Origin of the sequence: Streptomyces sp. XY431 (genome assembly GCF_001279805.1) — a bacterium.
Lineage (GTDB): Bacteria > Actinomycetota > Actinomycetes > Streptomycetales > Streptomycetaceae > Kitasatospora > Kitasatospora purpeofusca.
The window spans coordinates 1-12,621 of sequence record NZ_LGDO01000030.1 but is presented as its reverse complement, the minus strand read 5'-3'; the positions used below and the strand labels follow the sequence as shown (position 1 = coordinate 12,621).

Annotated in this window: 11 protein-coding genes, 1 tRNA gene and 1 pseudogene; 5 read left to right on the top strand and 8 right to left on the bottom strand. The window is 73.7% G+C overall.

The window, feature by feature from the left end; translation table 11 throughout:
* Positions 1-8: 8 nt before the first annotated feature.
* Together ADK60_RS45590 and ADK60_RS05255 are read right to left on the bottom strand one after the other, a co-directional pair.
* Positions 9-419, bottom strand: coding sequence for a carbohydrate-binding protein (locus ADK60_RS45590; protein ID WP_199839599.1), 411 nt, complete (start codon positions 417-419; stop codon positions 9-11).
* A pseudogene (locus ADK60_RS05255) lies at positions 399-1,232 on the bottom strand (hypothetical protein); the annotation flags it as partial. The gene ADK60_RS45590 and the pseudogene ADK60_RS05255, both read right to left, overlap by 21 nt.
* Positions 1,233-1,561: 329 nt before the next feature.
* Between ADK60_RS05255 and ADK60_RS05250 the strand changes: the two are divergent.
* The gene (locus tag ADK60_RS05250) at positions 1,562-2,998 is read left to right on the top strand and encodes a PASTA domain-containing protein (protein WP_053643615.1); all 1,437 of its coding nucleotides are present in this window, start codon (positions 1,562-1,564) and stop codon (positions 2,996-2,998) included.
* Positions 2,999-3,106: 108 nt separating this feature from the next.
* Here ADK60_RS05250 and pgm read toward each other — a convergent pair whose 3' ends face one another.
* From pgm to ADK60_RS05235, 3 genes are all read right to left on the bottom strand, one after another.
* A complete protein-coding gene (gene pgm / locus ADK60_RS05245) occupies positions 3,107-4,759 on the bottom strand; it encodes a phosphoglucomutase (alpha-D-glucose-1,6-bisphosphate-dependent) (protein WP_053643613.1) in 1,653 nt (550 codons plus the stop codon).
* A gap of 236 nt (positions 4,760-4,995) precedes the next feature.
* A complete protein-coding gene (locus tag ADK60_RS05240; protein WP_045943060.1) occupies positions 4,996-5,295 on the bottom strand; it encodes a YciI family protein in 300 nt (99 codons plus the stop codon).
* An 87-nt stretch (positions 5,296-5,382) separates the two neighbouring features.
* Positions 5,383-5,462 (bottom strand) — tRNA-Tyr (locus ADK60_RS05235).
* A gap of 371 nt (positions 5,463-5,833) precedes the next feature.
* Here ADK60_RS05235 and ADK60_RS05230 point away from each other — a divergent pair.
* Entirely contained in the window at positions 5,834-7,372 is a 1,539-nt protein-coding gene (locus ADK60_RS05230; protein WP_053643611.1) for an FAD-binding protein, read from the top strand.
* Between the two features lie 116 nt (positions 7,373-7,488).
* Here ADK60_RS05230 and ADK60_RS05225 read toward each other — a convergent pair whose 3' ends face one another.
* The gene (locus tag ADK60_RS05225) at positions 7,489-7,908 is read right to left on the bottom strand and encodes a GNAT family N-acetyltransferase (protein ID WP_053643610.1); all 420 of its coding nucleotides are present in this window, start codon (positions 7,906-7,908) and stop codon (positions 7,489-7,491) included.
* Positions 7,909-8,279: 371 nt separating this feature from the next.
* On the opposite strand from ADK60_RS05225, the gene ADK60_RS05220 reads away from it, so the two are divergent.
* Complete coding sequence (locus tag ADK60_RS05220; RefSeq protein WP_045943065.1) at positions 8,280-8,618, top strand: ArsR/SmtB family transcription factor; 339 nt, start codon at positions 8,280-8,282, stop codon at positions 8,616-8,618.
* Positions 8,619-8,725: 107 nt separating this feature from the next.
* On the opposite strand, the gene ADK60_RS05215 is transcribed toward ADK60_RS05220, so the two are convergent.
* On the bottom strand, positions 8,726-9,181 hold the full coding sequence (locus ADK60_RS05215; RefSeq protein ID WP_045943066.1) for a carboxymuconolactone decarboxylase family protein: 456 nt from the start codon (positions 9,179-9,181) through the stop codon (positions 8,726-8,728).
* 124 nt (positions 9,182-9,305) lie between these two features.
* A complete protein-coding gene (locus tag ADK60_RS05210) occupies positions 9,306-10,541 on the bottom strand; it encodes an MFS transporter (protein ID WP_053643608.1) in 1,236 nt (411 codons plus the stop codon).
* Between the two features lie 89 nt (positions 10,542-10,630).
* Here ADK60_RS05210 and ADK60_RS05205 point away from each other — a divergent pair, with 89 nt between their 5' ends.
* Positions 10,631-11,602 carry a DUF5937 family protein gene (locus ADK60_RS05205; RefSeq protein WP_053643606.1) on the top strand — a complete coding sequence of 324 codons (972 nt, stop codon included), beginning with the start codon at positions 10,631-10,633 and terminating at the stop codon, positions 11,600-11,602.
* Positions 11,603-11,796: 194 nt separating this feature from the next.
* Positions 11,797-12,459, top strand: coding sequence for an HAD family hydrolase (locus ADK60_RS05200; protein ID WP_159400306.1), 663 nt, complete (start codon positions 11,797-11,799; stop codon positions 12,457-12,459).
* Positions 12,460-12,621 lie beyond the last annotated feature (162 nt).

Sequence of the window (12,621 nt, the reverse complement as noted above, 5' to 3'; positions counted from 1 at the left end):
CCAGGGGGTCAGCGGACGGTGATCCGGTCGAGGTTGGGGCCGCCGTCGGCGGTGGTCGAGGTGAACCGGACGGTGTTGGCCCCGGCCTTCAGCGACACCGGCAGGGCGGTGGTCGCCCAGGAGTCCCAGTTCGCGGTCGGGGGGAAGGCCCGCCCGGCGGCGATCCGGGTGCCGTTGACGGCGATGTCCATCGGGCGGTCGGCGGCGGTGCCGTTGGCGTAGCGCAGCTCCAGCGAGGCCGTCGAGGCGGCCGCCGCCCGGACCGTCCACTCGGCGTAACTCCCCGGCCTGTTCTCCAGGTTGACGAAACCGGCACCACTGTGGCCGGTGTGGTCGGTGTCGACGGTGCCCTGCGACACGCGGGCCTCGTCCGCCCGGAAGACCCCGGAGGGGCCGGCGACCAGCTGGTAGCCGCGCATGTCCCTGGTGAGCAGGTAGCAGTCCTGGAGCGAGCCGGAGGTGTCGCCGAGCGAGCGGTAGATGCCCCACTTGGGCCGCACCCGGTCGGCGAGGAAGGTGTCGACGCCGGTCCGCTCGATGTCGACGACAGTGGCGCCGGCACTGCGCAGGATCCACCGGACCGCCCCGGAGGAGCCGTCCCCCACCGTGATCCGGAAGTCCACGTCCACCCAGCGGTCGTGCAGCGGGTCCAGACTGGTGCGCCCCACCAGGACGTCACTGATGGGGAGTTGGAGCTCGATGGTCTGCGCCCCGGCGACCCGCCGCAGCGACTGGACGACGATCGGCGAGGTGCCGTTGCCGGGCTGCTTCATCTGCATGATGTGGGTGAAGCTGGTGGTGGCCTTCAGCGCGGACGGGATGTACATCGCGTAGGTGGTCCGCCAGGTCTGACCGGACTTCCACTCCAGGAAGGCGCCGCCCGCCGGGCTGCGCATACCGGTGACCTCCTGCCGCTGCCGGTCGGTGGCGGAGTCCCGGTCCACCGTGTGCATGGTCCAGCGGTAGGTGTCGTTCTCGGCCCGGATGTGCGGGTGCCCGGCGGGGTGGGAGTCGGCGCGGTCGTCCTCGACCGTCTCGAAGGCGGCGAGCCCGTCGGCGGCGGCCGACGGCGCCCAGCGCTGCTGCCAGCTGGAGACGCTGAGCGCGGCGGCCGGGGCGGCGGCGGTGGCACCGGCTGTGGCGGATGTGGCGGCGGCGGTTCGGGGGAGTCCGACGGCGGTGACGGCGGAGAGCGCGGCACCGAGGACGGTTCGACGGGTGGGCCTGTTCACGTGACTCCTTGCGGTCGGGGGGAGAACGCCGGAGAGCAGCGGAAGGGGAGGGCGGCGGGGGTGGGGGCCGCTGGGACGGACGGGCCGTCAGGGCAGGTGACGTACAGAATCCCGGCGTGAGGGTGCACGGTCAAGACATTTGGTTAGGAAACTTTCCCAATTATTGCCAGCGGCGTCCCACCGGACCACCGCGGAGCTTCGAACGGGTGATGACAGGTCAGCGGTCGACCGGTCACGGGCCGGTTCCGGTCCGGGTGCCGGCGGTTCCCGGAGCGGGCCGCCGGGTACCTCCGGGGCGGGCCGGGGCCGCACGGGACCGAGGGGGGACCATGGCGCTGTACTGCGAACTGTGCGGCACCCGGACGGACGGAGTCGAACGGCTCGGCGTCTACTGCCCGGGCGAGTACTGCGGCACCGACCTGCGGGCCGGGGCGGATGCCGGGGTGCGGGCCTGGTGCGAGCCGGAGCGCCGGTTCGGGGTGGCCGGTGGCACGGTGCTGGTGGACCTGCTCGTGTGCAACGCCGGGCCGCGGGCCACGGGCTTCCACCTCGAACCGGTCGAACCCGTGCGCGGGCGGCTGGACTTCGACCGGCGGTCGGCCGAGGCGCCGCTCGCCTCCGGGGCGACCCGCCGGGTCGAGCTGCGGTACACCGTGCCGCTGGACCTGGTCGGGCTCGGCCTCGACATCGCCTCCCGGTTCGGCGTACCGGCGGCCGAGGTGGTGGGCCAGGTGCAGGGCGCACGGCCCTCGCGGTTCGGCATCGCACTGCGGGTGGCCGCGACCTCGGCCCACCAGGGGGCGGCCTGCGCGGCGTTCGCGGTGGACGTGCCCGGGCAGGTGGATGTCGACCCGGACGGCGACGGTGACCGGGACCGGGACGGTGGCCGGGGCCGCGACGGTGGCCGGGGCCGCGACGGTGACCGGGGCCGCGACGGTGACCGGGGCGGTGGGGGGAACGGCGGCCGCGGTGGCGGGCGGCCGACGGCTCCCGGGCAGCGGCCGACGCCCGGGCGACCGCAGCGGCCCGGGCAGCCGGAGGGTCGGACCGGCGGCGGCTGCGGACCGCTGGTGATCGCCGTGCTGGTGGCGGTTGTGGCGGTGCTGGTGGCGGTCGTCGTGGTGCTCGGCCTCGGCCGGGGCAGCGGCACTTCCACAGCGGGGCCGGCCGAGGGCGCCGCCTCCGCGCAGCCCGTCCCGGCACCGGTGACGGCGGCGACGTTGACGTCGGCGTCGGCGTCGGCGAGTTCGGCGAGCCGGCGCCCCGGGAACGGGGGCGGAAACGGGGGCGGCGGCGGAAAGGCGAAGCCCTCGCCCTCACCCCGCTCCTCCTCGCCCACCCCCTCCCCCACTCCCCGGACGGTGGTGCTCCCACCCCTGGCCGGGCTCGACCGGGCCACCGCCGAGGCGAAGCTGAAGGACCTCGGCCTGCGCTCCACCGCCGCCACCGTCACCGCCGGTCGGCTGCCCGCGCTCCAGGTCCTCGCCACCGACCCGGCCGCCGGCACCGAGGTCCCGGCGGGGGCGACCGTCCTCCTGCGGGTCTCGGACGGGCGGGCGCCGGTTCCCGCCGTCGCGGGCCTCACCCGTGCCGACGCCGAGAAGCTGCTCCGGGACCTCCACTTCACCAAGGTCACCGTCTTCAGCGAAGAGAACGGCACCAAGCCCGTGAACCAGGCGCTCCGTACCGACCCGGCCGCCGGCACGGTGGTGGCCCTGGACGCCCCGGTCACCCTCTGGTTCGCCACCAAGCCCGTCATCCGCTGAGCCACGGCCCACCGCCGGCCGGAACAGCGTGCCGCGGTCCGGTGGGGTGCACCCCACCGGACCGCGGCACGACAGCTCGGCTCAGCTCGACAACGGACGCCGGACCCGTCAGGCCGAAGCCGGCCCCGCGAGCACCTCGTTGACCAGCTCCCGCGCCTCCTCCTGGACCCGGGCGAGGTGCTCGGGCCCCTGGAAGGACTCCGCGTAGATCTTGTACACGTCCTCCGTGCCGGACGGGCGGGCGGCGAACCAGGCGTTCTCGGTGCACACCTTGATGCCGCCGATGGCCGCGCCGTTGCCCGGGGCCTCGGTGAGCACGGCGGTGACCGGCTCGCCCGCGAGGTCGCCGGCCTTGACCTGCTCGGGCGAGAGCCGGGAGAGCAGCGCCTTCTGGTCGCGGTCCGCCGGGGCGTCCACGCGGGCGTAGGCGGGGGCGCCGAAGCGGTCCGTCAGGTCGCGGTAGTACTGGCTGGGGGTGCGGCCGGTGACGGCGGTGATCTCGGCGGCCAGCAGGGCGAGCAGGATGCCGTCCTTGTCCGTCGTCCACACCCCGCCGTCGCGGCGCAGGAAGGCCGCGCCGGCCGACTCCTCGCCGCCGAAGGCGATCGAGCCCTCCAGCAGGCCCTCGACGAACCACTTGAAGCCCACCGGGACCTCGACCAGCTCGCGCTTGAGGTCGGCGGCGACCCGGTCGAGCATCGAGGAGGACACCAGTGTCTTGCCCACGGCCGCGTCGGCCGGCCAGTCGGAGCGGTGGCGGTAGAGGTAGTCGACCGCCACCGCGAGGTAGTGGTTCGGGTTCATCAGGCCGCCGTCCGGGGTGACGATGCCGTGCCGGTCGGCGTCGGCGTCGTTGCCGGTGGCGATGGTGTACTCGTCGCGGCGGGCGATCAGCGAGGCCATCGCGGCGGGCGAGGAGCAGTCCATCCGGATCTTGCCGTCCCAGTCCAGCGTCATGAAGCGCCAGGTCGGGTCGGTGACCGGGTTGACCACGGTCAGGTCGAGGCGGTGGGTCTCGGCGATCCGGCCCCAGTAGGCGACGGAGGCGCCGCCGAGCGGGTCGGCACCGATCCGCACGCCGGCCGAGCGGATCGCGTCCAGGTCGAGGACGGAGACGAGGTCCTCGGTGTAGGAGGTGAGGTAGTCGTGGCGGCCGGTGGTCGCCGCGGCCAGGGCGCGCGCGTACGGGACCCGCTTGACGCCGCGCAGGCCCTCGCGAATCAGGGCGTTGGCCCGGTCCTGGATCCAGCCGGTGGCCTCCGAGCCGGCCGGGCCGCCGCTCGGCGGGTTGTACTTGAAGCCGCCGTCGCGGGGCGGGTTGTGGGACGGGGTGACGACGATGCCGTCCGCCAGCGACTGCGGGCTGCGCCGGTTGTGGGCGAGGATCGCGTGCGAGACGGCGGGGGTCGGGGTGTAGCCGTCGGCGCTGTCCAGCAGGACGGTCACGCCGTTGGCCGCCAGCACCTCGACGGCGGTGGCGCTGGCCGGCTCGGACAGCGCGTGGGTGTCGGCGCCGAGGTACAGCGGGCCGGTGATGCCCTGGGCGGTCCGGTACTCGCAGATCGCCTGGGTGGTGGCGGCGATGTGGTCCTCGTTGAAGGCCGCGTCCAGGGAGGAGCCGCGGTGGCCCGAGGTGCCGAACGCGACCCGCTGGCCCGGCTCCTCCGGGTCCGGGTGCAGCGTGTAGTAGGCCGTCACCAGCCGCGCAACGTCCACCAGGTCGCCCGGCTGCGCCGGCTGACCGGCCCGTGCGTGTGCCATCGTCTTCTCCCACTGGAATGTCTCGCCGTGCGCCCGGCCCGCGGCCCGGCGCTTTGTGCCCCGTGCTCACCGATCGTAGCCAGTGCACGACCGGTCTCCGAACCGGGGCGAGGAGGCGCCGTGCCGTTGCCGCGCCGACACCGCACCGGCGCCGCACCGTCACCCCGGGGACGCCTGGGCCACGGTTCACCGACGCCTCACCGACGCCTCGCCGACGGGCCGAAGGAGTCGGCGCCTCAGCCGGGGAGCTGCTGCCGGTGGGATTCCAGGACGGGGGCGACGACGGTGGCGAGGAACTCCGTGACGCGGTAGGTCGCCAGGCCCTCGACGGAGAACGGGTCGGTGCGGACGAGCGCCTCGATCGCCGCCCGGTCCTCGCCCGCGGCAAGGATGATGCCGCCGTCGCGCGGCACCTTGCGCCCGGAGGCCAGGAAGGTCCCGTCCGCGTAGTGGCGGTTCAGCCAGTCCACATGGGCGGGCAGACGGGCGTCGATCCGGTCGAGCGGCACGGTGTACGTCAGTTCCAGGACAAACATGGGCCCGAGCCTAACCGGAGGGCCTGCCCACCGGATCGGACGGACCCGGCGGGCAGGACGCGGCACAGGGCCGCCGCGGTCCGAGGGTGGGCGAGGATGGATTCGAACCATCACAGCCGAAGCGGGGGCTTTACAGGCCCTTGGGCTCTCCCAGGCCCAGCTCGCCCTCGGTCGTCGGGATCCGTTCCATGCGGATCCTTGCGGTTCCTTGCGGTTCCTTGTCGTTCCTTGATCCCGACAGCTCCACTCTCCCCCGGGACGCCGGTGCCGGACAACCGGGTTTCCGGCCACCGGTCGCCCACGCCCGAACCGCTCCTGACGCTTGTTCGCCCTGGTCGGGGGCGTGGCGGGCGGGTCCGACGGGTGTCCGGATCATTACCCCCGGCCCCCGATGTGGTGTAGACCACTCTCCGTACTCCGGACGGATCGCACCGCCCGACCGACCGTCACCGAACCGGTCCGCTCCCGGCGGGTGCCCGTGGACGTCCGGACTGCGATACAACACTGCTCATATGACGATTGATCGGAGAAATCTGAAATGAGCAAGTCAGCTCTGCCCCGCCGCAGCGTGATCGTCGGTGCGGCGGCCACCGTCGTCGGATGGAACACGGTGGGCCGCTCCTGGGCCGTGGAGGCCCCCGCCCCGGACGCCTCCGCCGGCGCCGAGGCCGCCGCGCCCGGCCCGGAGGCCGCCACTGCCGACACACTCGCGCGGCTGCCGCGACTTGACGGCGCCCTGGTGGCCGACACCGCCACCCTGGCCCGGTTCGGCGGGGACTTCGGTCACCTGGTGACCGCCGCCCCGCGCGCCGTACTGCGGCCGGGCTCCGTACGCGACGTCGCCACCCTGGTCGGCTTCGCCCGCCGCCACCGCATCCCGGTCGCGATGAACGGCCAGAGCGGCACCGGCGAGGCGGCGGAGCTGGAGTCGCACTCCAGCTACGGCCAGGCCGGCGTGGCCGGGGGCGTGGCGATCGACTCCCGCGGACTGGACCGGATCATCCGGATCACCCCCGGCCGCGCCGTCGTGGAGGCGGGCGTCACCTGGGCGCAGCTGACGGACGCCGCGCTCGCCCAGGGCTGGATGCCGCCCTGTCTGACGGACTACCTGCACCTGTCGGTGGGCGGCACGCTGAGCGTCGGCGGTATCGGCGGCGGTGTGCAGCGCTACGGCTTCCAGGTGGACACGGTCGAGTCGGTGGACGTCGTCACGGGCACCGGCGAGCTGGTGACGGCCTCGGCGAGCGCCAACCGCGAGCTGTTCGAGGCGGTGCTCGGCGGCGGCGGGCAGGCGGGCCTCATCGTCCGCGCCACTCTGCGTCTGGTGCGGGCCCGGGAGCGGGCGCTCGTCCTCAACCTGTTCTACGACGACCTGGGCGCCTACCTCGCGGACCAGAAGAAGCTGATGCTGGAGCGGCGCTTCGACCTCCAGGTCGGCGACGTGTCGCGCAACGCGGCCGGGACCGGCTGGCGCTTCAAGGTGGAGGGTGTCGTCCACTACGACGGCAGCGCCGCGCCGGACCGGGCGAAGCTGGTGCGCGGCCTGCGCTGCGTCGCGGCCGAGACGACCTTCACCGACCAGACGGCGCGCGAGTACGCGTACCGGGTGGACGCCTTCGCCGGGTTCCTGAAGGGGGCCGGGCTCTGGTCGCAGCCCAAGCCCTGGATGAGCCTGTTCCTGCCCGCCTCGACCGCCGAAACGTTCACCCGTGAGGCCCTCGCCCTGCTGACGCCGGAGGACCTGGGCGCCGGCCTGCTGCTCTTCTACCCGTTCCGCACCGATGTGTTCACCCGCCCGATGACGGTGATGCCGGACGAGCCGGTCGGCTTCCACTTCGACCTGCTGTCGTTCCCGTTCCCGGGCGCCGACCACGCCGCCGCGCTGCGGCGCAACCGCCGGCTGTACGACCGGGCGGTGCAGCTGGGCGGCAAGCGGTACCTGATCGGCGCGATCCCGGACGTCACCCACGCCGAGTGGCGCCGCCACTACGGCACCCGGTGGGGGCGCGTGGTGGCGGCCAAGCACCGCTTCGACCCGGCCGGGATCCTCACCCCGGGCCAGGGCATCCACTCCTGACACCGCGACCCGCGCGCCCGCCGCGACCGCCGTGCACCGCGGCGGCGGTCGCGGCGGGCGCGCGGGCGCAGCAGCACCGCGTCAGGTCGCGTCGCTCCGGGTCGCCTCGCACCGGCTCACACCAGGCGGTGCATCCCCACCGAGGCCGGAGCCGTCCCCACGAACCCGTACTGGGCGTACAGCCGGTGCGCCTCCCCGTCGGCGATCAGCGACACGTACGCACCCTTCTCCGCGCGCTGCTCCAGCTCGCCGGTGAGCCGCGCCATGATCCGCTTGCCCAGCCCGCGCCCCTGGTGCTCGGGGAGCACGCACACATCGACGATCTGATAGATCAGACCGCCGTCCCCGATGATCCGCCCCATCCCGACCGCCTCGCCCCCGTACTCGACGGTCACCCCGAACCAGGTGTTCGGCAGCCCGGCGGCCACCGCCGCGGCCGGGCGGTCGCTCATACCGGACCCCGTCCGCAGCCGCCGGAAGGTCGCCACGTCGGGCACGCCGACCCGCATCTCGTAAGGGTCATTCTCTGCATTCATGTGTTACACCATACCTGTCGGCCGCCCCGGTCCCGCTCTGCGGGTTCCCCATCGGGCAAGGAGGTGGCCCCGGCGCAACCGCTCGGGCGCTCCGGCCGGTCGATCACAGGTATGAGCCCTCGCGAAAACCTCCGCACGAAGATCGGCCCCACTCCGGTACGGCGCGCCCTGGCCGCGCTCCTCGCATCGCCGGGGGCGGCCGCCGCCGACCCGCCCCTCCGGCCCGGCCGGTCCGGTCGGTCCGGTCGGTCCGGCGCGCCGAGCAGGGCTGCGGCACCGTAACCCCGCATCCTCGCAACCCGGCTTTCCCCGCGTCCACTTGGGACGACGGCGTGGGCCGGCCGGTGCACACCCCGCGTTACGGTGGGGCCATGAGCTACCGCCACCCCGACCGCGAGCAGATCCGGATCGAACACGTCCTTTCCGCTCTCGGCAACCCCGTCCGCCTGTCCGCCGTCCGGGTCCTGAACGGCGGCGGAGCGCACAACTGCGGGAGCGTGCTCACCGCGATCGGCATCACCGCGAAGTCGACGATGACCCACCACTGGCGGGTGCTGCGCGACAGCGGCGTCATCCACCAGCTGCCGTCCGGCCGGGAGAACCTCCTCCTCCTGCGCCGAGAGGACCTCGACGCGCGCTATCCCGGCCTCCTCGACGCCGTCCTCTCCGGCGCCCACGAGGACGAGCGCCACGGCACCGCCGCCGACTGAGGCCCTGCGGCGCGGGGCCCGGTGCCGGACGGCTGCCGCTCCGCCGTCCCGCACCGGGCCCGCTCCCCCGCCGGCCCCCGTCAGCCCCGTCAGCCCCCGCCCCTCGCCTACCAGGTGTCGCCGGCGGGCTGGCGGGTGGTGGCGTTGATCCGGTTGAAGAAGTTCGTCAGGCTGATCCACAGCACCAGCGAGGCCAGTTGCTTCTCGTCGAAGTGCTCCGCCGCCGCGTTCCACACCTCGTCCGGCACCACGGCCCGGTCCGCGAGCCGCGTCACGTGCTCCGACAGCTCCAGCGCGGCCCGCTCGGCCTCCGTGAAGAACGGCGCCTCCCGCCACGCCGCCACCGCGTGCAGCCGCTCGTCGGTCTCCCCGTTCTTCTTCGCACTCGCGACGCCGCCCACCACGCAGTAGCTGCAGCCGTTGATCTGGCTCGCCCGCAGGTGCACCAGCTCCAGCACGCTCTCCGGCACGCCGCCCTTCTTCGCCGCCTTCACGACCCCGAGGATCGCCGGCATCGCCTCCGGAATCACCACAGCCGGGTTCGCCATCCGCGCGTCGGTCATGACCTGTCCTCTTTCCGTCCGTCCACTTGCTCGGTCACTGCACTGACGCGCGCCGACGGAGGAATGTGACAGGTACTGCGCGAGGTGGTCGAACTCCCCCGCCATACCGCAAGTAGACAGTCCGTCAGCGCATTCGCTCCAACTTCAGCAGTCCGGGCACCGCCAGCAGCGAGAGCAGCAGCAGGAAGAGCCAGGGCAGGGCGGCGCCGCGGCTGAGCAGCATGGTGAGCAGACCAGGGGCGGCCGCCTGGCCGAGGTTCCAGGAGAGTTGGTAGACGGCGAGGTAGCGGCCGCGCAGCGCCGGGTCGGCGAAGGTGACGCTGAGCTCCTCGCGGAACGGGGTGGCCATGGTCTCGGCGAGGTTGTAGACGAACATCGCGGCGTAGAGCCCGGTGACGACGGCCCAGCCGGGGGCGGTGGCGACGGCAGCGAAGAGCGCGAAGGCGAGGGCGTTGACGAGCGAGGCGGCGGCGATCACCCGGGTTGCGCGGAACCGCTCCAGCCGCCCGGCGACCACGCTGCCGGTGAGCACCACCTGCAGGCCGTTGAGCACCAGCAGCGTGGCGGCCACCCAGGCCTGGCGGTGCAGCCCCTCGGTGATGTAGACGGCGAGCAGCATGCTCAGGATCATCGAGCCGAAGACGAAAGTGAGGTTGACCGCGACCAGCAGCAGGTACCGGCGGTCGCGCAGCACCGTCAGGTAGCCGCCGGGTGCCGCGGCGCGCTCGGCAGCAGCAGGAGCGTCGGCAGCGGGGGCGGGCTCGGGCCGCCAGGTGGCGAGCAGCGCCGTCGCGACCACGTAGCTGGCCGCGTTGAGCACCACCAGCAGTCGCAGCCCGCCGGTACCGCCGTCGCCCACCAGGACGGCGCCGAGCGCCCCGCCCAGGCCCATCCCGGCGTTGCGCAGCGTCTGCACCAGCGCGAACCAGCGGGGCCGCTCCCCCTCGGCGGCGGCGAGCACCACCAAGCCGGTGCTGGAGGTCCAGTAGGCAACGTGGCCGATCTGGGCGAGCAGGCAGGCCAGCACGATCTGCCAGAGCTGCCCGGCGAGCAGGTAGCCGCCGAACGCGACCGCGGAGAGCGCGTTGCCGCCAGCTGCCACCCCCCGGGCGCCGTACCGGTCGATCAGCGGGCCGACGCCGATCGCGGTGGGCAGGGCGAGCAGCCGTGCGGTGGTGACGGCGGCACCGATCGCGGCGATGCCCAGGCCCGTGCTGCGGGCGAAGTAGACCAGGGTGAAGGCGAGGATCAGCCCGGTCCCGAGGCTGTCGATCAGATGCGCGCCGACCAGCCGGTTGCGGCCGGCGGTGGTCGGCAGGCCGAGGCGGTCGCGGAGCGGGGGGAGTGTCGTGGTGGTCATGGCACGAGCATTGCTGGCATGATCGTCGTCGGAAACGGATTCGATCCTGGTCGAATCCTCAGCTGACCTGAACCCACCGGGGGCCCGCCGTGCTCGTCTGGGAGTTCTCCGCCCAGGACCTCGCCCGGACCAGGTTCGCCTGCTCGCCGCTCTCCGAGGTCGCCACCAGCGTCGAGGTGCTGAAGGAGCCGGGTCGACACGCCGTCCACCTGCCCTGGGTGCGGCAGGCCAGGCAGCGGCTGGCCGGGGTCGACTGGGCGCTGCTCTCCCAGCTGATCCGGCTGCCCACGGTGTACGTGCCGGACTTCCTCACCCCGGTCCCGGTCGACACCTCGCCGACCATCGAACAGGCGGTGGCCGCGCTGGCCGCCACCGAGCCGGCCGCGGTGCGCCGCGACCTCTCCCGGCTCTCCGGTGAACTCCCGCCGATGGTCGCCGAGTTGTACGCTGACCCGGGGGCCGGCTTGGCCCGGCTGGCGGGCGAGGTACTGGCGTACTGGACGGCGGCGATCGCCCCGCACTGGCCGCGCATCCAGCGCCTCACCGAGGACGAGATCCTGCGCCGGGCCCGTCAGATGTCGACCGGCGGCCCGGCCGCGCTCTTCGCCGATCTGCACCCGCAGGTGAGCTGGGAGCGCGACACGCTGCGGATCGGCCACCGGGTGGACGTGCAGCGGCGGCTGGACGGCGAGCGCGGCCTGGTGCTGGCCCCCACCGTCTTCGCCTGGCCGGGCGTCTACTCCCAGCAGAACCCGCCATGGCAACCCGGCCTGGTCTACCCGCCGCGCGGGGTGGCCACGCTCTGGGAGAACTCCGGCGCCGCCGTCCCGGACGGCCTGGCCCGGGTGATCGGCCGCACCCGTGCCCGGCTGCTTGCCGAACTCGACTCCCCCGCCGCCACCACCGAACTCGCCGCCCGGCTGGACCTGTCGGCGGCCAACGTGTCGCACCACCTCACCGCGCTGCGCGAGGCCGGCCTCACCGCCCGCCACCGTACCGGCCGCACGGTCCTGTACGCCCGGACCGAGGCTGCCGAACTCCTCCTGAAGGTCCGTCATTGACCTCGGCTCGTCGGGGTGATGTCGGGATGTCGGGGCTCGGACCGGTGCCCGCCATGAAGCCGTCGAGGGTGTCGGGCCTACTGCACGCCGTCCATCAGAGCGAGAAGTCGCGCAACGGGCGACGCACGGGCACGGCCGGATCCGCTACAGCGAAAGCGCTGGCACCGGGAGCGGATCTCCCCGATGGTCACCAAATGACAGATGTGATCTTCTTCGACCTGGACGGCACCCTCGTCGACCACCGGAGCGCGGTGATGGAGACGATCGGACGCGTCGTCCGGGACGCGCCGGGCGCGACCGCTCCGGGGGAGGAGCTGGTGGCCCTGCGGTGGGCGCTGGAGGCCCGCCACATGCGGGAGTACCTGGCCGGGGAGTGCTCCTTCGCCGAGCACCACCGCCGCCGGGTCCGCTCCTTCCTGCCGGCGCTCGGCGAGCCGGTTCCCGGGACGCCCGAGTTGCTGGACGCGTGGGCCGCCGAGCGCCACCTCGGGCCGTTCGCGGGGTCCTGGCAGTGCTACCCCGACGTCCTCCCCTGCCTGGACGCCCTGCGCCGGCTTCCCCGAGGACCGCGACCGGCCGTCCTCACCAACGGGGACCCCGGCCAACAATGCGCCAAGGGCGCCCGGTTCGGCCTCCTGGAGCACTTCGAGGCCGTACTGACCCCGACCGAACTCGGCACCGCCAAGCCCGCCGCCTACGCCGCCGCCTGCCGGCTCATGGGGACCGACCCGACCCGGGCGGTCAACGTCGGCGAGATGCTGGAGAGCGACGTGCACGCGGCCGACCGCGCCGGCATCTGGCTGGACCGGTACTCCGGACCGAGGCCTCACCGACCTCCCCGGGCAGCTGACCGGTGACACACGCCGATGGAGGAATGTGGCAACTACAACGCGAGGTGGTCGAACTCCCCCGCCTTGACACCCAGCAGAAGCGCCCGCAGCCGCCCCGGCGTGGTGGTGAGGACGGTGTCGGGCTCGTCGCTCTCCCGGAGCTTGACTGCGCCGTCGGGCGCAGCCGCA

Excerpts from the sequence above, each read along its gene's own strand:
- ADK60_RS45590 (WP_199839599.1), bottom strand. The coding sequence starts at position 419 with ATGCGCGGCTACCAGCTGGTCGCCGGCCCCTCCGGGGTCTTCCGGGCG.
- ADK60_RS05250 (WP_053643615.1), top strand. The coding sequence starts at position 1,562 with ATGGCGCTGTACTGCGAACTGTGCGGCACCCGGACGGACGGAGTCGAA.
- pgm (WP_053643613.1), bottom strand. The coding sequence starts at position 4,759 with ATGGCACACGCACGGGCCGGTCAGCCGGCGCAGCCGGGCGACCTGGTG.
- ADK60_RS05240 (WP_045943060.1), bottom strand. The coding sequence starts at position 5,295 with ATGTTTGTCCTGGAACTGACGTACACCGTGCCGCTCGACCGGATCGAC.
- ADK60_RS05230 (WP_053643611.1), top strand. The coding sequence starts at position 5,834 with ATGAGCAAGTCAGCTCTGCCCCGCCGCAGCGTGATCGTCGGTGCGGCG.
- ADK60_RS05225 (WP_053643610.1), bottom strand. The coding sequence starts at position 7,908 with ATGAATGCAGAGAATGACCCTTACGAGATGCGGGTCGGCGTGCCCGAC.
- ADK60_RS05220 (WP_045943065.1), top strand. The coding sequence starts at position 8,280 with ATGAGCTACCGCCACCCCGACCGCGAGCAGATCCGGATCGAACACGTC.
- ADK60_RS05215 (WP_045943066.1), bottom strand. The coding sequence starts at position 9,181 with ATGACCGACGCGCGGATGGCGAACCCGGCTGTGGTGATTCCGGAGGCG.
- ADK60_RS05210 (WP_053643608.1), bottom strand. The coding sequence starts at position 10,541 with ATGACCACCACGACACTCCCCCCGCTCCGCGACCGCCTCGGCCTGCCG.
- ADK60_RS05200 (WP_159400306.1), top strand. The coding sequence starts at position 11,797 with ATGACAGATGTGATCTTCTTCGACCTGGACGGCACCCTCGTCGACCAC.